The 19,595-nt window shown below is 59.6% G+C and carries 21 protein-coding genes, 1 pseudogene and 1 riboswitch; of the genes and pseudogenes, 17 read left to right on the forward strand and 5 right to left on the reverse strand.

Annotated features, from left to right (window positions below; translation table 11 throughout):
- Nucleotides 1-60 precede the first annotated feature (60 nt).
- Nucleotides 61-414: pseudogene (locus FE782_RS33460) on the reverse strand (response regulator); the annotation flags it as partial.
- A 25-nt stretch (nt 415-439) separates the two neighbouring features.
- On the reverse strand, nt 440-3,271 hold the full coding sequence (locus FE782_RS21680) for an ATP-binding protein (RefSeq protein WP_138196429.1): 2,832 nt from the start codon (nt 3,269-3,271) through the stop codon (nt 440-442).
- A gap of 265 nt (nt 3,272-3,536) precedes the next feature.
- Between FE782_RS21680 and FE782_RS21685 the strand changes: the two genes are divergently transcribed.
- The 10 genes from FE782_RS21685 to FE782_RS21730 all read left to right on the forward strand — a co-directional run bounded on the left by FE782_RS21685 (nt 3,537) and on the right by FE782_RS21730 (nt 11,782).
- Nucleotides 3,537-3,713 carry a YjfB family protein gene (locus FE782_RS21685; protein WP_138196430.1) on the forward strand — a complete coding sequence of 59 codons (177 nt, stop codon included), beginning with the start codon at nt 3,537-3,539 and terminating at the stop codon, nt 3,711-3,713.
- A gap of 76 nt (nt 3,714-3,789) precedes the next feature.
- Nucleotides 3,790-4,746, forward strand: coding sequence for a D-2-hydroxyacid dehydrogenase (locus tag FE782_RS21690; RefSeq protein ID WP_138196431.1), 957 nt, complete (start codon nt 3,790-3,792; stop codon nt 4,744-4,746).
- A gap of 28 nt (nt 4,747-4,774) precedes the next feature.
- On the forward strand, nt 4,775-5,497 hold the full coding sequence (locus tag FE782_RS21695; RefSeq protein ID WP_138196432.1) for a YwaF family protein: 723 nt from the start codon (nt 4,775-4,777) through the stop codon (nt 5,495-5,497).
- Between the two features lie 119 nt (nt 5,498-5,616).
- On the forward strand, nt 5,617-7,080 hold the full coding sequence (locus FE782_RS21700) for a circularly permuted type 2 ATP-grasp protein (protein WP_138196433.1): 1,464 nt from the start codon (nt 5,617-5,619) through the stop codon (nt 7,078-7,080).
- Between the two features lie 34 nt (nt 7,081-7,114).
- Complete coding sequence (locus FE782_RS21705) at nt 7,115-8,062, forward strand: alpha-E domain-containing protein (RefSeq protein ID WP_158299497.1); 948 nt, start codon at nt 7,115-7,117, stop codon at nt 8,060-8,062.
- A complete protein-coding gene (locus FE782_RS21710) occupies nt 8,059-8,922 on the forward strand; it encodes a transglutaminase family protein (protein WP_138196435.1) in 864 nt (287 codons plus the stop codon). Before FE782_RS21705 ends, FE782_RS21710 begins: the two co-directional genes overlap by 4 nt.
- 83 nt (nt 8,923-9,005) lie before the next feature.
- Nucleotides 9,006-9,087, forward strand: a riboswitch (cyclic di-GMP riboswitch).
- Nucleotides 9,088-9,178: 91 nt separating this feature from the next.
- On the forward strand, nt 9,179-9,628 hold the full coding sequence (locus FE782_RS21715) for a chemotaxis protein CheX (RefSeq protein WP_138196436.1): 450 nt from the start codon (nt 9,179-9,181) through the stop codon (nt 9,626-9,628).
- Nucleotides 9,629-9,656: 28 nt separating this feature from the next.
- Complete coding sequence (locus tag FE782_RS21720) at nt 9,657-10,565, forward strand: diacylglycerol/lipid kinase family protein (RefSeq protein ID WP_138196437.1); 909 nt, start codon at nt 9,657-9,659, stop codon at nt 10,563-10,565.
- A 168-nt stretch (nt 10,566-10,733) separates the two neighbouring features.
- The gene (locus FE782_RS21725; RefSeq protein WP_138196438.1) at nt 10,734-11,141 is read left to right on the forward strand and encodes a VOC family protein; all 408 of its coding nucleotides are present in this window, start codon (nt 10,734-10,736) and stop codon (nt 11,139-11,141) included.
- Nucleotides 11,138-11,782, forward strand: a complete 645-nt coding sequence (locus tag FE782_RS21730) for a ThuA domain-containing protein (RefSeq protein WP_138196439.1) — start codon at nt 11,138-11,140, stop codon at nt 11,780-11,782. Before FE782_RS21725 ends, FE782_RS21730 begins: the two co-directional genes overlap by 4 nt.
- Before the next feature lie 3 nt (nt 11,783-11,785).
- On the opposite strand, the gene FE782_RS21735 is transcribed toward FE782_RS21730, so the two are convergent.
- Nucleotides 11,786-11,980, reverse strand: coding sequence for a hypothetical protein (locus tag FE782_RS21735; RefSeq protein WP_138196440.1), 195 nt, complete (start codon nt 11,978-11,980; stop codon nt 11,786-11,788).
- A 34-nt stretch (nt 11,981-12,014) separates the two neighbouring features.
- Complete coding sequence (locus FE782_RS21740) at nt 12,015-13,325, reverse strand: sensor domain-containing diguanylate cyclase (RefSeq protein ID WP_158299498.1); 1,311 nt, start codon at nt 13,323-13,325, stop codon at nt 12,015-12,017.
- Between the two features lie 110 nt (nt 13,326-13,435).
- Between FE782_RS21740 and FE782_RS21745 the strand changes: the two genes are divergently transcribed.
- From FE782_RS21745 to FE782_RS21770, 7 genes are all read left to right on the forward strand, one after another.
- On the forward strand, nt 13,436-14,512 hold the full coding sequence (locus tag FE782_RS21745) for a TlpA family protein disulfide reductase (protein WP_138196442.1): 1,077 nt from the start codon (nt 13,436-13,438) through the stop codon (nt 14,510-14,512).
- Complete coding sequence (locus FE782_RS21750) at nt 14,509-15,447, forward strand: 1-phosphofructokinase family hexose kinase (protein WP_138196443.1); 939 nt, start codon at nt 14,509-14,511, stop codon at nt 15,445-15,447. Before FE782_RS21745 ends, FE782_RS21750 begins: the two co-directional genes overlap by 4 nt.
- Before the next feature lie 182 nt (nt 15,448-15,629).
- The gene (locus FE782_RS21755; RefSeq protein WP_138196444.1) at nt 15,630-15,845 is read left to right on the forward strand and encodes a tautomerase family protein; all 216 of its coding nucleotides are present in this window, start codon (nt 15,630-15,632) and stop codon (nt 15,843-15,845) included.
- 15 nt (nt 15,846-15,860) lie between these two features.
- Complete coding sequence (locus FE782_RS21760; RefSeq protein ID WP_138196445.1) at nt 15,861-16,607, forward strand: alpha/beta hydrolase; 747 nt, start codon at nt 15,861-15,863, stop codon at nt 16,605-16,607.
- Nucleotides 16,604-17,434 carry a sulfite exporter TauE/SafE family protein gene (locus FE782_RS21765; RefSeq protein WP_202914581.1) on the forward strand — a complete coding sequence of 277 codons (831 nt, stop codon included), beginning with the start codon at nt 16,604-16,606 and terminating at the stop codon, nt 17,432-17,434. Before FE782_RS21760 ends, FE782_RS21765 begins: the two co-directional genes overlap by 4 nt.
- Nucleotides 17,435-17,494: 60 nt before the next feature.
- The gene (locus tag FE782_RS32975; protein WP_338016909.1) at nt 17,495-17,590 is read left to right on the forward strand and encodes a putative holin-like toxin; all 96 of its coding nucleotides are present in this window, start codon (nt 17,495-17,497) and stop codon (nt 17,588-17,590) included.
- 283 nt (nt 17,591-17,873) lie between these two features.
- Nucleotides 17,874-18,488 (forward strand): ribonuclease FAU-1 family protein, encoded by a 615-nt coding sequence (locus tag FE782_RS21770; protein ID WP_138196446.1) that lies wholly within the window; start codon nt 17,874-17,876, stop codon nt 18,486-18,488.
- Between the two features lie 351 nt (nt 18,489-18,839).
- Here FE782_RS21770 and FE782_RS21775 read toward each other — a convergent pair.
- On the reverse strand, nt 18,840-19,595 hold a 756-nt coding region (locus FE782_RS21775; RefSeq protein WP_158299499.1), incomplete at its 5' end, for a transposase.

Consider the following 19,595-nt stretch of genomic DNA (forward strand, 5'->3'; position numbering starts at 1 on the left):
GCCGGCGACGCCGGAGGACGCGGCCGAGGCGGCGGTTTCGTCCTCCGCCGATACTTGGTGAAGCACCTCGTTAATCGTGTGCAGCACCTTCTCCGCCGTAATCGGCTTCAGGATGTAGTGCTTCGCCCCGTTCTGGATCGCGTCGAACACCATGCTGCGCTGGTCGAGCGCGCTGATCATGACGATATTCGCGTCCGGATACGAGGCGATGATCTTCTTCACCGCGTCGATGCCGCTCATGACCGGCATCGTGATGTCCATCGTGACGATGTCCGGCATCGTCTTAACGTACTCCTTATAAGCCTCGATGCCGTTCGACGCCTCGGCTACGACCTCGTGTCCCGCCTCCGTCAGCATCATCTTCAAATTGCGACGCATTAAAATCGAATCGTCTACGATCAATACCGTTGCCATATCGAGAGTCCCGTCCTTTTCCGAATCACATTTTGATAAAACCGATCGCGATCGCGCCCGAAGCGCCGCCGAGCTCGATCGTCCATATCTCCGACTCCGCCACCTTCATCGAAGCGCCTTCCGTAAAGACGGTGATCGGCGGGTCGATCGATAGGTAGGTTTCAAGCTCGTCCATTCGCTTCAGCGAGTTGCCCAAGACGATATTCGCCGCCTCGGCGAGCGTGTCCTCCATATACAGCCGCGTCTCCTCGGGCGTCAGCTCGCCGTACGCCAGCCGCCGCGTCAACGTATTCGCCGTCGACTCGTCCATCGTCAGGACGAACATGCCGTTGCAGACGCCTTGGACCGACATGAACGTCGAGAAGTTAAGCAGCGCCATCTTGCCTCCCGTCTCGGACCGTACGTCGCCGTTCGGACGGAAGTCGAGGTCCGCGTTTTCCCGGAAGAAGCTCGCCGCCGTTTCGGCGATCGGGAGGAGCAGGGAGGAGGGCGTAACTACCGGCATGCCCCCGAGGGCGTCGTACGGCAGCGTGACGGTGAAGGCGGTGCCGGCGCCCGGCGTCGACGCGACGGACACCGTTCCGCCGAGCCGCTCCGCCTCGTAACGGAGGGAGGAGAGGCCGACGCCCCGTCCGGACCACTCCGTCACCTCGTCCTTGGACGACAGCTCGCCGAGAAACGCCAGCTGCATCGCTTCCGCAGGGGAGAGCGCTTCGATCGCTTCCGCCGGGAGGACGCCTTGCTCGAGCGCCTTCCGCTTCAGCTTCTCTACGTCGACGCCGCGGCCGTCGTCTCGGATGCGCACCTGGATCGTGTCGTCCTGCAGCGACACCGAGCACCGAATCGTCCCTTCCTCCGGCTTCCCGGCAGCGACGCGTTCATCGGGCCCTTCCAGCCCATGGTCGACGGCGTTGCGGAATACGTGCACGAGCGATCGGGCGAGCGGCAGGTACGCGTCGCCGTCGACGAGGAAATCGCCGCCTTCGACGTCGAACGGCTCGATCATCTTGTCGAATCGCTCCCCAAGGCCTACGACGTATTCCGGATAAGACGACAGCAGCTCGCGGAACGGCTTGTACCGGATCTTCCGGAGCTCCGGCAGCAGCAAGCTGCAATCCGCCGGGGACAGCGTCGCCATCATCTTGCGCTCGATTTCCAGTAGCTTTGCGCGGTCGACGAGGAGAACTTGATCTTGATCGAAGAACGAGTCGCCGAGCACGCTTCGCAGCACCTCGTGCTCCTCCTGCAGCCACTCGCTCATTCGCAGCTCGTTCAGCATCTCTAGCGCCTCCGCGGGCGTCGGCGGCTCCGGATGCTTGCTCCAAGCGGAGACGAGCGATTCGACGCCGTGCAGCCGCGCCGCGAGACGCGACATGCCGATCTGCGCGAAGCTGCCCTTGAACGTATGGACGGCGCGAAACAGATCGAACAGCGCCGACTTCATCCCGGCGGGGGGACACGCCTCGTCGAACGGCGCCGCGGCCCATTCGGAGAAGGAACGCGCGAGCGACGAATAGCCGTTGTAATCCACGACGACCTTGACGACCGTCTGCAGCGTGTTGCGTTCTTGTTCCATCCGGTTTTGCAGCTGACGCTTCTCGGTGATGTCGGTTAACATGACCATGCAGCGTTCCGAGTGCTCGCCGTCATTGCCGCGATCCGCGATCATCGCGTATTCGATCTGCACGTCGATCGAACCGATCCGCGTCTCTTCCGGGAGGAGCGGGAGCAGCACCTGCCGCCGCGCGGCGTCCCGTTCGTCGAACAGCTTGCGCAGCAGCCGCTCGATGAATAGCCGCTGCTCCTCGTCGCCCTGCGCGAGCATGTCCGGGAACGAGAGGCCGGCGATCGGTCCGCCGTACAGACGCGCGCATTCGCGGCTGTATTCCTCGTCGACGAGCAGCTCCGGTCCGAACGTCAGGAAGCCTTGTTTCGCGTTGTCGAGCAAGCTCCGGACGCTGCGCTCCCGAGCGGTGAGGAGGCGCTGGGCTTCTTGCAGTCGGCGCTTCGATTGGACGAGCTCGTCGTTCTGCGCTTCCAGCTCGTCGTTCTGCTCCTCCACGGTCGTCTTCTGCAGTTGGAGCTGCTCCGCGTAACGCTGCATATTTTCCATAATGAGATTGGTCGAATCCATCAACGACTCGATCTCGCGAAGCGGCCGTTTCAACTCGATCTTGGCGTCCATCGTCGATTCGAAGTCGCCTTCGGCGATCGCCTTGACCTTATGCTCCAGCTGCGTGATCGGCGCGATGAGCGGTACGGTAAGGAGCCTCGCGATCAGCTTCGTGAGCATGAGCGCGACGATGCACAGGACGAGCATCGCGAAGCCGAGCAAGAACGTAATAGCCACCGGAATTTTCGGATTGATGCCGACCATGATCGAACCGATCGGAGCGCCCGTCGCCTCGTCGACGAGCGGAAGGACCGTCTCGGTCTTGTAATACTCCACGAGCTCCCGGAACGGGCCTTCTCCCAATAACGCCATCGGGGGGATGTTGGAATAAGGAACGGCGTCCCCGAGTCGAAGCTCGACGTAAACGGCGTCCTCCGGCTTCGGCGCGCTCTCGAAGCGGCCGTCTTCCATCTCGATCTCCACCATAAGCGAGAACTGCTCGTATTTGGTCACTTCTTCGACGCGTTCCGTGATCCAAGCGTTCACCGCGGGGTCCCGGGGGTCGAGCTCCGACAGTCGTTCGACGCCGAAATATTGCAGCGTGATCGGAGAGGAGAGGTCCTTCTGAATCGACTTCGCGAAATACTCCGACAGCGAATAGCTGATCGGCCGCAAGACGCCTGTAACCAGCAGGAGGAGGACGCAAGCGAACAGAAATAAATTGATCAGCGAAGAATAGTTCATATTGCGGACGATCCGCTTGCGAAGCGTTCGGCGATTCTTGCGCTTCTTCGGGGGGGCTTGGGTCCTTGGGATCGCGCCGGGAGGAGCTTGCATACATTCACCTGGTTTCTCTTAATTAGTCAGAATGGGTCTATTATACCAGAGGGAAGGTTAGCGCGGTAAACCTTCTCGAGTCTAGTTCGCGGCCGGTCGGACGAATAGGCATTGATTCCCAGTTTGCGGTCGGATATAATAGAGGCGATGAAACCAAGGAGGATGAATCCGTATGGAAATCTCGCTCGATACCGCGATCTTGAAGCGAGACGTGTCGTACGCGATGTACGGCAAGGTGAAGGATTTGGCCAAGCAGCAGGCGTCGCAATTGTTGGCCGACTTCGCCGGAGCGCAGCCTCAGGCGGCGCCGCATCCGAATCTCGGGAAGGTGCTGGACGTAACAATTTGACGGGTGATCCCTTGGGCGTCTTCGCCCAGGGGATTTTTATTTCAATGACAGGCTTAAAACGAAGGAGGATACGAGAATGACCAGAACGATCGCGATCATTCCGAAATTGAAGGCGCCCGAGTTGAACCGGATTCGCGAAGCGGCTCCGGGCTGGACCGTGCTGGCGGGAGGGGAGGCGACGGACGACGCGGTCCGGAACGCCGAGATCGTCGTCGGTTGGCGGGACGGGCTCGAGTCGGTCGTGTTGTCCGAGTCGTCCCGCGTAAGATGGCTGCAAAGCTGGAGCGCCGGCATGGATCATCTGGAAATCGATCGCTACCTGGAGCGAGGGATCGAGCTGACGAGCGCGAACGGCGTGCACGCGTATCCGATCTCCGAAACCGTGTTCGCGATGCTGCTCGCCTTCACGCGCAAGATCGACGCATACATTCGCAACCAACAGCATCGAAAATGGGACCACGCCGGCCTCAAATCCGAGATGCACGGCAAGACGATCGGCATCGTCGGCGTCGGCGCGATCGGGGAAGAGACGGCGCGCATCGCGAAGGCGGCGTTCGGCATGCGCGTGCTCGGCGTGCGCCGGTCGGGGGCGCCGTCGCCCGCCGTCGACGAGATGTTCGCGGTCGAACGGTTGCTCGACATGCTGCCGGCCTGCGATTACGTCGTCGCCGTCGTACCGTCGACGTCCGAGTCGAAGCATCTGTTCGACGCCCGCGCGTTCGCGGCGATGAAGGAGACGGCGTACTTCGTGAACGTCGGACGCGGCAGCGTCGTCGACACCGAAGCGCTGATCGACGCTTTGAACGCCGGGCGAATCGCCGGAGCGGGGCTCGACGTCTTCGAGGAAGAGCCGCTGCCGGCGGATCATCCGCTCTGGGCGATGAATAACGTCATCGTGACGCCGCATACGGCCGGGTCGACCGAGCGGTACGCGGAGAGAGCGGTCGATATTTTCCTGAGCAACCTGGAGATGGTGCTGAACGGCCGTCCGCCGGCGATCAATCGGCTCGGCGCGCAAGGCAAGCGCTACTGATTCCGAACGAAGAAGGGAGGGTCGGGACATGAGGGAACCGTTCGTCTTATTTTCCGCGGCGCACGGAGCGGGTCTGCTCGCGGCGGCGCTGGCGGTAGCGGCGATCGTCGGCTTCCGCGCCGCGCTGCGCCGTCCGACGGCCAACCGTATCGCGCGGTACGGGCTTGCCGGCTTGCTCGCCGCCTCGGAGGCAGCGCTATACTCCTGGTATACGATAACGGACGCTTGGGGGCTCTACGCGCTGCCGTTCCAGCTGTGCACAATGACGTTGTGGTTTTCCGTGTTCGCTTTGTTGACACGAAAGCGGACGTTAGTAGAGATTTCGTTCTTCCTCGGCATCTTAGGCGCGCTGCAAGCGCTGGCGACGCCGTACTTGACCGTAGGCTTTCCCGACTTCCGTTACTTTCACTTCTTCCTCGCGCATATCGGCATCGTCAGCGCCGGCGTATTTCTTACCGCGGTGGACGGGATCCGACCGACCTGGCATTCCGCGCTCCGATCGCTGCTCTGGTTGAACGCGCTCGCCGTCCCCGCGGGCATCGCGAACGCGATCACGGGCGAAAATTTCATGTTCCTTGCGCGAAAGCCGTCGACGGGCTCGCTGCTCGACGCATTGGCGCCGTGGCCTTGGTACATTCTCGAGCTCGAGGCGGTGGCGCTGCTGATGATCTTCGCGCTGCTCGGCATCGTAAAGGCGGCCGACGCCATCGCGTCGCGACGAGGAAAGCGCAACCAACCGGATTTATCCTAATTGACGTAAGGTGTGTGTAATATATTATTGAAAATTCCTCTAATAATGTCATTTACAATAACATTTACTGTTATTAATATGAAAGTAGATGACATTATACAGTAGAGGAGGCCGTTCGCATGAACCTATCGCAATCGCAGTCCGGGTTGCCGTTCGCGGCGGCGACAGCTGCATATTACGACGAGATGCACGACGCCGGGGGGCGGGTCAGGCCGCATTACGAGGAGGTCTGCCGAACGTTCGAGCGCATGACGCCGGAAATCGTGGCGCGCCGGCAAGCCGCGATGAACGATCGCATGCTCGAAGAAGGGATCACCTATACGCTCTACGACCCCGGTCAAGCGGATCCGCTCGAGCGGACGATCCCGTTCGATCTGATCCCCCGCATTATCCCGAACGCGGAGTGGCGGGAGCTCGAGCGCGGACTCGTGCAGCGCACGAAGGCGCTGAACTGCTTCCTGGCCGACGTGTATCACGAGCAGCATATCTTGCACGACGGAATCATTCCCCGCAAGCTCATCGTCGCGAACCGGTATTTTCGTCCGGAGATGATGCGCCTGCAGGTGCCGAACGGCATCTATACGACCTGCGCCGGCATCGACCTGATCCGCGACGAGCAAGGTAATTATTTCGTGCTCGAAGACAACCTGCGTTCGCCTTCAGGCTACTCCTACCTCTTCACCTCGCGTTCGATCATGAAGCGGCTGTTCCGCGAGCTGTACTTCTCGCATCCGATCGAAGAGGTCGACCACAGCTTGAATCATTTCCTCGCCGCGCTGAAGCGTATGTCCCCCTCGGATCGTGCGAACCCGACGATCGCGCTGCTTACGCCGGGCAGCTATAACTCCGCTTATTTCGAACATACGTATTTAGCCCAGCAGATGGGCATCGAGCTCGTCGAAGGCCGAGATTTGGTATGCATGGACCATAAGATCTACATGCGAACCCGGTCGGGGCTGCGCCGCATCGACGTCATCTATCGGCGGATCGACGACGACTTCCTCGATCCGCTCGCCTTCCGACCCGACTCGCTGCTCGGCGTAGCCGGCGTCATGAACGCGTACCGCGCGGGCAACGTCGCGATCGCGAACGCGCCGGGCACCGGCGTGGCGGACGACAAGGCGATCTACACGTTCGTTCCCGACATGATCAAATATTATTTGAACGAGGAGCCGATTCTGTCGAACGTACCTACGTATCTGCTCTCGAGACCCGACGAGCGGGAGTTCGTGCTCTCGCGGCTCGGCGAGATGGTCGTGAAGGAGACGTCGCTCTCCGGCGGCTACGGCATGCTGATCGGTCCGACCGCCACGGACGAGGAGATCGCGTCGTTCGCGGTCAAGATTCGAGAGAATCCGTCGAATTACATCGCGCAGCCTACGATCAAGCTGTCCACGGCGCCGATTTATCGGGACGGCGGCTTCGTCCCGCGCCATATCGATCTTCGGGCGTTCGTGCTGTCGGGCCGAGAGACGCACGTCATCCCCGGCGGGTTGACGCGGGTCGCCATGAAGGAAGGTTCGCTCGTCGTCAACTCCTCGCAAGGGGGCGGCGTGAAAGACACATGGGTGCTGGGGACGTAACGTTTTCCAATATATCGGAATGGGGGCGGCGGCGATGATGAATCGCATTGCGGAATCGTTGTTCTGGATCGGGCGGTACACCGAGCGGGCGGAAAACCACGCTCGCTTGATCGACGCGTTCTATCACATCCGGGAGGAGACGTCTTCGGGCGAGCGGCTGTGGATCCGCATCGTACAGGCGCTGGGCGACCCGGCGGTGTTCGAAACGGTGTATCGCACGTACGGCGAACGCGAAGTGTTGCACTACATGATTCTGGATCCGAATCATATGAATTCGATCCAATCCTGCGTCCATCAGGCGCGTTCGAATCTCAAAGCGATCCGCGACCGGCTGCCGGAGGAGCTGTGGGATATCCTGAACGGCTTCGCGCTCTGGCTCAAGAGCAACGAGACGGACGAACTGCTGCTCGATTCGCCGTTCTTGTTCCTGAAGCGCGTGAAGGAATGGCTCGGCGCGTTCTACGGCGCGGCGCATCATACGATGATGCGGGACCGTCACTGGCATATGATGGAGAGCGGACGGTTTCTCGAGCGGGCGGAAAATACGGCAAGGCTGTTCGATTCGGTCTATCACTCGATTCTGGAGGACCCGAAGAAGACGCAGTTTTACTTGTTTTCCGCGGTGCGGGCGATCGGCGGCGCGGACGTGTTCCGGCGCCTCCATATGGATCTCTTTTCAGTGGAAAACGTCGTCTCTCTGCTCATCCTCAACGAGAAGTTTCCCCGTTCGGTGCAATTCGGCCTCGGTGAACTGGAAGGGCAGCTTCGCTCGCTCCGCAATCTCGAAAGCTCCGACGCGGCGTACGATAAAGCGATCCGGCTCGTCGTCAAGGCGAGAGCGGAGCTTTCGTGGCTGGAAGGAACCGATGGCGGAGAAGCCTCCCTTCACGACAACCTGGTGCATTGCATGACGGTCATCCACGGGCTCGGAGGCTTGATCGGGAATGCGTTCTTTCGCGAGGAGCAGGGGGCGGGCGCATGAAGTTCAAAATTTGTCACGTCACCACGTACCGATACGACGAGCCGGTCACGGACAGTGTCAATGAAATCCGACTCGCTCCGCGTACGAACTATCGGCAATCCTGTTACCACCACTCCGTCGCGATCGAGCCGAACGCGCCGCTCCTTACCTACGAGGACGGCTTCGGCAACCGGATCCATGCGTTCACCGTCAATAACTCGCATCGGGAGCTCGTCATTCGGTCCGAATCGACGGTCGTCACGCACGATAACGACGGGGTGCGCAAGCGAGTGTTGACGCCCGAAGAGGATTGGGCGACGCTCGCGGACGACGCCGTGCAGAACAAGTACGCCGAATATTTGATCCCGACGCCTTACACGGAGGCGAACGACGACGTGGCCGCGTTCGCGGCGTCGTGCGGGCGGCCTGGCGCGGGCGTCTACGAGCAGACGATGGAGCTCGTCTCCAGGATTTACGAGGAGTTCGAGTATCGGCCGAACGCGACCCGCATCGGCACAACGCCCGCGGAGCTGCTCGAGGGGCGAGCCGGCGTCTGTCAAGACTTCGCGCATTTGATGATCGCCGCATGCCGATTATCGGGCATTCCGGCGCGATACGCGAGCGGGTACCACTTCATCGGCGATCTGCAGACGCGCGCCGCCGATTTCGAGCAGGCGTCCCATGCATGGGTGGAGGCGTATATTCCGGGCACCGGCTGGCTCGGGTTCGACCCGACGAACAATAACCGCGTCGACGGCCGATATATCAAGCTCGGTCACGGCCGCGATTATCTCGATATCGTGCCGGTGAAGGGGATTTACCGCGGAACGCCGAACCAGCGGCTGTTCGTCGACGTCGACGTGCAGCTGATCGACAAATAAAATGGGAAATGTAAGCAAACTAAATTATTATAGTGCCAAAGTATGACCTGTATGGTAGAATAAGCCCATATTACTAGTCTTCTAAATCGAAAAGGCAAACCTTCCGAAAGGTAGGGGCGCAAAGCCACAGGCCTAAGGCTGAGCTAAGGCAGCTGGGTTGCCGAAATTGCGGAGACGTTTCGTTCGTTCTCGAATGAACGCCCGGCGATTCGGGCGTTTTTTTGTTGCGAAAATGGACAAAGAGGGGGAGATCTTCATGCAGGCCGAACTCATTAACCCGTTCTTGACTTCTTCGATACAAGTATTCGAGACGATCGTTCAAGTGAAGCCCACCGTGGGCAAATTACAGCTAAAGCAAATGCGATATACGGAAGATTACGTATGGCTTAAAATCCGCATCCACGGCCAGATGGAGAAGGAGATCTTGTTCGGCTTCCCCGACACGATGGCGATGAATATCGTCTCGACGATGCTCGGAGGATATGCGGTCACGGAGCTCGACGACATGTGCCGGAGCGCCGTAGCGGAGCTGGGCAATATGATCAGCGGCAATGCCAGCACGATACTGTATCACAACGGCATCGCCGTCGACATTACGCCGCCGAGCCTCGTCGGCGACGGCGCGATCGATTGGGGCAAGAAGGCCGTCAGCATCCCGTTATCGGTCGAGCGGATCGGAGATTTCGACATCAATATTCTCGTCTGACGCGCGGACGCACGGAGGAACGCTGCTCATGGCAAGGCTTGGGTTTATCGTGAACGCCGCTTCCGGCAACGGGCGAGGGGCGAAGGTTTGGTCCGCCGTCGAACGGGAGCTTTCGGCAAGAAGCGTGCCGTACGACGTCTTTCGGACGGAGGCGTCCGGCCACGCGACGGCGCTCGCGCAGCGGATGGTCCGGGATCGGTCGTACGATTCGATCACGGCGATCGGCGGCGACGGCACGGTGAACGAGGTCGCGGCGGGGCTGCTCGGCAGCGACGTGGCGCTCGGGCATATCGGCGCCGGCTCGGGCAACGATTTCGCGCGGGCTATGGGGCTGCCTTCGGAGCCGAGCGAGGCGGTCGAGGCGCTCGTGCGCGGGGATCGGCTCGAGATCGACGTCGGCCGCGCGGGCGGGCGCGTCTTCGTCAATTCGTTCGGTTCCGGCTTCGACGGCGAAGTGGCCGCGAGGTCGAACGGCTCTCCGTGGAAGCGGTGGATGAATAAGATCGGACTGGGCGCCGTCTCCTACGGTTTGATCGTACTGGCGGCGCTCGGCGCATATCGTCCTGCGCGGGTCAACGTCGCATTGGACGGCCGATCGTACGACTTCGATGACGTCTGGCTCGTCGTCGCGGCGAATTTGCCGTATCTCGGCGGCGGGATGCATATTTGTCCCGGCGCGTCCGCGACGGACGGCGTCATGGACGTGTGCGTCGTGCACGGCCTCGGGCGGCTGCGGCTGCTGCGCCACTTCCCGCTCATTTATCGCGGCGCGCATGTCTCGCTGCCGTATGTTACGATGCTGCGCGGCGCGCGCCTGAGTCTGAAGAGCGATCGAACGCTGGCCTGCCACGTGGACGGGGAAACCGCCGAGCCGTTGGTTACCGAGCTGACGCTCGTTCCGCGGGGGCTCTCGTTGATCGTTCCGGAGCGCCAATGACGTTGGTTGGGAGCAACCCGTTTCGCCGGTTCGGCGGTGCGGGTTGTTTGGCATGTTCCGAAGGAGCTTGCAACCGGGGGAGCGGAACATGGCGAGCGAGGACGTCTCGTCGGACGTTGTATGCTACAATGGAAGCGTTGCACTCGGAACCTGAGGGAGGAACGAACCATGTATGAAGCGCTGCATCATGTCGCGGTCGTCGTCGTCGATCTGGAACGAGCCAGACGATTCTACGGCGGCGTGCTCGGACTCGAGGAATTGGACGGCCGTCCCGCCTTTCCGTTCCCCGGCGCGTGGTATGCGCTCGGGGAGGATCAACTGCATCTGATCGTGCATGACGAGGCCAAGACGCTGCGAGGCGCCTTCTCGATCGATTCGAAAGACGGCCACTTCGCCGTACGCGTGCGCGACGCCTCGGAAGTGAGAGCCCGGCTCGAGGCGGCCGATTGGCCGTTCGACGATCGCCCGCAGAGCATTACGGGGTGGCACCAATTGTTCACGACGGATCCGGACGGCAACGTCCTAGAATTCAACAGCAAAATTCCCTCGCGGGAGGAAGGCGGCAAAAACGAATGACGAAGAAAACCGTAATCGCCCTAGTAGGAGACTATTATCATCGTGCGTCGTGGGCGGAAGCGGCGCTGCGCCTCGCCGCGGCGGGCCTGGAGGACGTAGAATTGCGGTTCGTCGAGGAAGCGGGATTCGAAGCGGCGTTGGGAGAAGGTCCCGGGATGGTCGTCTTGTTCAAGGAGGATCGCGTCGATCCGAACGCGGACGAACCGCGGCGCTGGATGAGCGAAGCGCTGCAACGGAAAGCGTCGGATTACGTAGAAGCGGGAGGAAGCTGGCTCGCGTGGCATTCCGGTCTGGCGAGTTACGATCCTGAGGGGCCTTACGTGAAGATGCTTCGAGGATATTTCGAATTCCATCCGGCGCAACATCAGCAGGTGCGTTACTCTCCGACGGCGGCGGACGAAGCGGCTTATGAATTGTATGACGAGCATTACTTCGTCTCGTGCGACGAAGCGAATACGAACGTCTTCCTGCGATCGTCCTCCGTGGACGGGGATTCGATCGCAGGCTGGTCGCATACGTTCGGCCGAGGGTTCGTCGCTTGTTACACGCCGGCGCACAACGAAGAGGCGTTGAGCGGGGAAGCCGTCGCCTCGACGCTTCGGAAGCTTCTCGCGCGCGGGCTCGGTCTGGAGCCGAAGTAAATGCTACTTCTTGTTCGCGCGGTTCCGGTTCAGGCGCGTGTACGTAAACAGCGCCGCGAGCACCATCGCGCCGATGGCGATGCTCTCCGTCGTCTCCGGATCGACGCCGAAGGCGGCGCAGACGAGCTTCGCAAGATTGTTCGTGGCGAAGGCGACAAGCAAGATGATCAATGGGCGGAAAAAGTTATACTTTTGCAATCGGGAAGCCTCCTCAGGAAGTCGTGCGTTTCGGTTATTCATGACGGAACGAAAGCTTATCATACACTTCTACGCGATTCTTGCCGTTACGTTTCGCCGCATACAGCGCCCGATCCGCCCGTTCGATGAATGGGACGATATCGGCCGAGGTCGGGCGCGTCATGCTGGAGACGCCGACGCTGATCGTGACGACCGGCAGCACGTCCGATTGCGGATGGGGTATGGCCAACGATTCGATCGTCGTCCGAAGCTGCTCGGCCACGGTCTCGGCGCCGAACACGTCCGTCTCCGGCAGCAGCACCGCGAATTCTTCGCCGCCGAAACGCGCGAGCAGATCGCCCGGCCGCTTCAGCATTCGGCTCGCCGCCACGGTGACGCGCTTCAAGCAGTCGTCCCCGGTCAGGTGGCCGTACATATCGTTATATTTCTTGAAATTGTCGATGTCGAACAACAGCAGGGCGATCGGCAGCTTGTTGCGCCTCGCGCGATTGACTTCGCGGGTCATCACCGCGTCGAAATATCGCCGGTTCGCGATGTTCGTAAGTCCGTCCAGCTGCGACAGCCGCTGAAGCCGTTCCTTCTCGATGCTGCGCTTGGTCACGTTCCGAAGCACGACTTGGAGCAGCTTCTTCCCGTTGTGTTCGACGAACGCGGCGGTGCCTTCGACGTCGATGACTTCCCGGGTTTTCCTCCGGACGAGCTTCGTCTCGAACGCGGGCAGTTCGCCGGACTCCATGCCGTAGATGCGCTGCATCAACAATTCCATCTTGCGCTGGGCGTCGGGCATCAAGTAGTCGAACATGTTCGTGCCGAGCAGCTCGTCCGGATGATCGGCTTGCACGAGTCGGGCGCACGCTTCGTTGCAGAAGACGATCTCGCCTTCGTCGTGAATAAGAATCGAGTCCGGGGACAGCTGCACGAGGGTGCGGTACCGCTCCTCGCTTTCCCGGATGAACCGTTCGGATCGCTTGCGCTCCGTAATGTCGCGGGTAACGCCGAGCAGCGATTCCGGCCGGCCGGCGGCGGCGTCGAAGAACGGCGTCAGCGTCGTCTCGACGATGCGTTCGTTGCCGAGGAACGTGACCGGTTCTTCGTACAAAATGGTGCGGCGGGAGGCGACGGCCTCCGTAAATTTGGCTTGCACGAAGTCGACGACGTCAGGCGGCAGCGTCTCCGCAATCGTGCGGCCGATCATCGCCTCCGTGAGGCCGGTATGACGCAAGTACGCGGCATTGACGGATTCGAATCGGAACTCGTAAGGAGCCGAGTCGCCGGTCACGCGCACTAAAAACAGTAAATCGTCGGTTGTATCGATATAGAGCTTGGAAAGCTTCGTAATGTCCATCCGATTCCCTGACCTTTCGCTGATGCGGGGACGAAACATCGCCATTAAACAATAATTAGTACTATACCATATTATCGAAGAAATCAGGCTATGAATTGAGAGGGATTTCCTTGTTTATTTTGCAACTCGGGCCGCTAAGCCTGAACGGTCCGTTGCTCTTGCTGCTGTGGTTCGGCGCGAGCGGATATGCGGTCGTCCGCGCGTCCGGCATCGGCGAGGAGGCGAAGGAGCGCATCCGTTCCGCCTTGCTCGGAGGCGGCATCCTCTGGCTTCTCGTTTGGAAAACGTCCCTTCTCTGGCTCGATCCGCAAGGCGTCCTCGCCCATCCGTCTTCGCTCTTGTACCTCGACGGCGGAACGACGGGGCGGTACGCGGCGACCGGGATCGCCGTCGTCTACGCGGCGTTCCGGTGGCGCGACTCGCCGCGCCTGCTCGCGTCGGGCGCGGCGGCGCTGGTCTTATACGCCGCGTCGGGCGCGTTCGCGATGCAGCTCGGCTACGCGGCGCTCGGGCGGCCTGAGTTCGCTCCCGCGACCGCGGCGGCGGCCGCGCTCGCGACCGGCGTCTGGTTCGCGGTCCGGCACGCTTGGCGCCGCGCGGCGACGGTTCGCAAAGCCGCGATCGAATCGGCCGTCTGGGTCGTCGCGGCGGCGCTGCTGCTCGGCGTCGCGGCGGAAGCGGCCGACGTCTACGAGGCGCGGGTGCGCGAATCGGCCGCCGGCGTCGGATCCGCGGCCGGTCAGCTCGCGCCGGACGTCGAGCTGACGCTGCCGGACGGCGCGACCGCGCCGCTGTCCGCTTATCGCGGACGTCCCGTGTTCGTCAACTTCTGGGCGAGCTGGTGTCCGCCGTGTCGGGCGGAGATGCCCTCGCTGCAGCGGCTGCACGAAACGTTCGATGCGAGGGGCGTCGCCGTGCTCGCCGTAAACATGGCGACGACGGAAGCTCGCCCCGATGCAGGGGAACGTTACCTCGCGGAGCGCGGGTTTACGATGCCTGCCGTGTCGGACGCGAGCGGGGAAGCGAAGCGCGCGTTCCGCGTCCGCGCGTACCCGACGTCGTTCGCGATCGACGCGGACGGCGTCATCGTCGGGCGGTACGAAGGCGCGATGCATTACCGGGCGATGGCGGAGGAGCTCGAACGGCTGCTATCGCCTTCGACCGCCGAGAGGCGGGAGCGGCCATGAAGGGGATCGCCACCGTCACGATGAATGCGGCGATCGACAAGACGTACCGGGTTCCGTCGCTCCCGCTCGGCCGCGTTACGCGGATTCCGGAGATGGTCGCTTACCCCGGCGGGAAGGGCATCAACGTCGCGCGCGCGCTGCGGCAGCTCGGCTGCGACGTCGTCGCGACCGGCTTCGTCGCCGGGTTCAACGGCGCGTACATCCGCACCGCGCTGTCGGACCAAGGCGTCGCGCACGACTTCGTCGACGTCGCGGGCGAGTCGCGGCTGTGCCTGAACGTCCTGCACGACGGCGGGGCGTCGACCGAGCTGCTCGAGCCCGGACCGTCCGCGACGGAAGCGGATTTCGCCGCGCTCGAACGGAAGGTCGCGGCGCTCGCGGAGCGGAGCGCGATCGTCTGCCTCTCCGGCAGCGCTCCAACGGGCGTTCCCGCGAATGCGTACGAGCGGCTTGTCGGCATCGTCCGCAAGGCGGGCGCGCTCGCTTTCCTCGATGCGAGCGGCGCCTTGCTCGCGGGCGGCGTCCGCGCCGCGCCCGACTTCGTCAAGCCGAACGAGCACGAAGTCGCGGCGCTGTCGTCGCAGCCGGCGACGGACGAGGCGGCGCTGGCCGCCTGCGCGCGCGAGCTCGTCGGCGCGCGCGGCATCGGCTGCGCGGCGATCACGCTCGGCGCGGCGGGCGCTCTCGTCGGCTGCGGCGATGCCGTCTACCGCGTGCGCGTGCCGGCGCTGCGCGTCGTCAGCGCCGTCGGCTGCGGCGACGCGTTCGTCGCCGGCATGGCCGCCGGGACGCTGCGGGGCGATCCGCTCGAGCAGCGCATTCGCCTCGCCGCCGCGGCCGCCTGCGCGAATGCGCTGCACCGCGAAGCCGGCCGGATCGATCCGGCCGAGCTTGAACGGCTGCTGCCGATGATCGACATTACGCAAGTAGAATAGGAATGGAGGGGGCCGCTCTGGGAGCGGCCTTTTCCGCAACTTACGACCTGTAAATAACTTTGTACCATAGGAAACTGAGCGCGAATGGAAGACGACCTGAAAAAACGCTGAACGCGCATTGACTATTTTCGAGATTGAGAGCAGACTATTGTAAAATCCTGTGAGATTAAGGAGAGTTTTCGATGCCTTATATCAACCTGCAAATTACGAGAGGGGCGTCCCGCGAGCAAAAGGCTCAAGTCGTTAAGGAATTTACGGAGACGCTCGTTCGCGTGTTGGGAAAGAAGCCGGAACACACCCATATCGTCATTCAAGAGATCGAGGACGAGAATTGGGGATATTCGGGGGTGTTGACGGACGATTTTCGAAAACAAGACGCTGCCGGCCAAGACTCCTGAGAAAAGAGGGTTCCAATGGCACTGTTACAATGCCAGTTTTTCGCCGAATCGCTCGGCGTGCAAGCGACGATGAACGTGATCCTGCCGCAGCGTCGAGGGCGGCCGCCTGAGGGAGGGCATCCGGTGCTCTACCTGCTGCACGGCAACTCGGACGATCATTCGATGTGGATTCGGCGCACGTCGGTGGAACGATACGCCGAGGCGCGAGGACTCGCGGTCGTCATGCCGGCCGTCAATCGCAGCTATTATACGGATATGGCGTACGGCCCGAACTATTGGACGTTCGTAAGCGAGGAGCTGCCGGAGACGGCGCGATCGTTCTTCCCGATCGCCGAACGCAGGGAGGGTCGTTTCGTCGCGGGCTTGTCGATGGGCGGCTACGGCGCCTTCAAGCTGGCGCTTCGTCATCCCGACCGGTTCGCCGCGGCGGCGAGCTTGTCTGGAGCGCTGGATGTGTATCGCATGTGGGATATCCGCGAGGCGGACATGAAGCTGATCTTCGGGAAACGAAGCCGCATCCGCGGGAGCGACGACGACCTCTTCGCCTTGGCGCGGAAGAGAGTCGAAGAGGGCGCGACGCTGCCGAAGCTGTACCAGTGCTGCGGCACGGAGGATTTCCTGTATCGAGATAATATACGGTTTCGTGCGCACGCCGAGCGACTCGGCTGCGAATTGACTTACCGCGAGGAAGCTGGAGATCACGAGTGGTCCTACTGGGATCGGAACATCGAACGCGTCATTCAATGGTTGCCGCTGCCATGATCATTACGATTCTTTTATTACTGTCGATCGGCATCCTCGCGTCGACGTTCGGCAGCATCGTGGGCTTAGGCGGGGGCATTATCATCATCCCGGCCTTGTTGTATTTGGATCCTGTTCTCCTGCACCGGGGCATCTCCACCGCATCGGCTGTCGGAACGTCTATGGTCGTATTGGTGTTCACCGCACTGTCGTCGACGCTCGCATTCCATAAGCAGAAGAAGGTGGACGTGCGGAGCGGCTTGCTGTTCTTCGCGAGCAGCGGTCCCGCAGCGTTACTCGGCGCTTCGTTCACGGGACTGATCGCGCCCGGACCGTTCCAGATCGGCTTCGGCTGTTTTATTTTGTTCGTGTCCGCTCTGCTTTTGCTGAAGAGCCGCCTGAAGCCGTTGCCGATCTCCTGGAAATACCGTAGATCCTATACGGATGCAGCCGGTATTACGCATCATTATGGTTACAACCTATCGTTGGCTCTCCCGGTCGGCTTTAGCGTCGGATTCGTGTCCGGCCTGTTCGGCATCGGCGGGGGATCGTTGTTCGTGCCGCTTATGATCTTGCTTTTCGCTTTCCCCGCGCATCTCGCCACGGCCACTTCAATGTTCGTCATCTTCTTGAGCTCGATCACGGGAAGCCTCGGCCATACGCTCTATGGCGAGATCGACTGGTTCAGTGCATTGTTTCTTGCGCCGGGCGCCTGGATCGGCGGCCGCTGGGGCGCCGCGATCGCGAATCGGTTAAGCGGGAACGCGCTGCTGTGGGTGATGCGAGTTGCAATGGTGCTGCTCGGCTTGCGGATGATTTGGAGCGGAGTCTTGCTGGTGGAGGTATAATCATAAAGTACAATTGAATCTTGGGTGGGGCATGGTTTCCCTTCGAAAGGAGGTGAAACCATGGAGTTGAAAGATGCGATAACAATCATGATTCTATTCGCAACATTTGTCTTAGCACTTTTAACATACATCGGGAATAACTACAAGAGAAAGTAAAAACCCACCCCAAGGTTTCGCGGCCAAAGGTGGGTTTTTGAGCTTCTAAACCTGGAAGGGATCAACCCATCCAAGCCAATTGTATAGCCGAGTGTTCGCAGCACTCGGCTTTGTTACTTAAAGAATAACATACAAAAAATCAGATGGAAACCCTAAAAACTCATTGAAAACCTCAGACAACAGAAGGAGTTCCGGGGAAGTGAGTGTTGCGACAACACTGACGGATTCGTGAATTCGAGAGACGTTAGCGGATGCTGCGAAAACTCCATACGGGAGTTCGCGAATGCGAGAGACGCTGCTTGAAATGATCGCAAATCATTGCGAGCGGGAGGAACCGATGAAGAGGAAATTTGCTGATCGCCCGAATTGGTCTAGAATAATTAAAAAATCGTATACAGGAATTGAAGTTCATGAGGACTCATTCCATGGGCGCTTGGGTTATTTACTATTGGATGAGGTAAGAGACCAATTATGGGTTACCTATGGATCCAAAAGGCTTTGTATAGTCGATAATGGATATGTCTGGCTGCAACATTTCCCCAAGAATGGGAAATACGTTTTGACCTCGACATTCGATGACCAAGGGGAACTGGTCCAAGGCTACTTTGATATAGTCAAGAATGTTGGCGTCACGGTGGAGGGAATTCCCTATTGCGATGATTTATTTCTTGATGTAGTCGCACTACCCAGTGGGGAAACTTATACTCTTGATGAGGATGAATTAATTGAAGCTTTAAAACAAGATCGCATTTCACAGGAAGATTTTGATTTTGCATATTTGGCAGCAACTGAATTGACAAAAGAAATTGAAGAGAACCGAAATTACTTATTAAATGCTACGAAAACATATTACAAATTCATAAAAGAGCTTAGAGGGATTACTCCACGAAGATACTGACCTCCAATAACACCGCATTTTCACGCATCGGGCTGAGGTAAATCAACATGGGTTCTTATTCCTTATCAGGTTCCAACGTAACTAAATTGAATTGGTGCAGTTCATCGGGCAAATTTTATTCTCCTTGGGGTGAATTAATATTTATACAATAAGAACGGTCGAGAAGAAGGATGCTCCGACATTATCTTATTTATTTCGAGACTTTATTAAGACAGATTCAAATATTAAAGCTATGGAAAAACAAATAGAACGAATCTCTAATAATTCGCCAGACTGTAGAGAAAGCCAGCGTTTTTCGGAGGCTTTCTCTTCTTTTGGTTTAGATTCAGGTATTGAAAAAGATCACCCTACTCATCCTGCCTTTCTGGCCAGGTAGAGAGCGATCTTTTTTATGTTCTGTACGGTGGCCGTCATCAATGCTTGCTCGTTTATGTTCGCAAGCCCACGGAAACGGCAATAGCGAAGTCCGTGGAGCTCTTTGGCATCCGCGAAACTTCGCTCAATTGTTTGGTACCTCAATCGGTATAAGTACTTTCCGGAAGGACTCAATCGGTTCTTCCGGATCCATTCCTTGCTGTCTTCCCAAACATGTCGGGTAATTACTTTCTGGTGGTTTCGTGAGCGAGTACATTGCTGGAGCACTGGGCAGTTACTGCAAATCCGTTTGTCGGATTTGTACAATCTGTAGCCCGTACGGTCTGTGGTTGAGTACGCTAACTTATGTTTTTCGGGGCATATGTAGACATTCTTCTCCGGGTCGTATTTGAAACGCCACTTCGCAAACAAGCCTTTAGCCGGCGTATAAGCACGGTAACCAATGACCGCAAATAGTTTACGGTCATGAAGTTCTTTGCAGATTGGTGCTGTTAAGTAACCGGCGTCCAGTGCGACAGCCTCAAGTTTATGAAATCCAAAGCGTTGGATCTGACGTTCTAAGCGAGCGACATAAGGAACCGAGTCATGAACGTTGCCAGGGGTAACATGTACATCCGTAACAATATTGAACTTGTGATCTACGGTGCGATGATCGAGGTAAAAGAAGCCCTCCGGCTTCCCGTCGCGAACCATGTATCCACTGTCCGGGTCGGTAGTACTGACCTTTATCGT

This window comes from Paenibacillus antri, from assembly GCF_005765165.1.
GTDB classification, from domain to species: domain Bacteria; phylum Bacillota; class Bacilli; order Paenibacillales; family YIM-B00363; genus Paenibacillus_AE; species Paenibacillus_AE antri.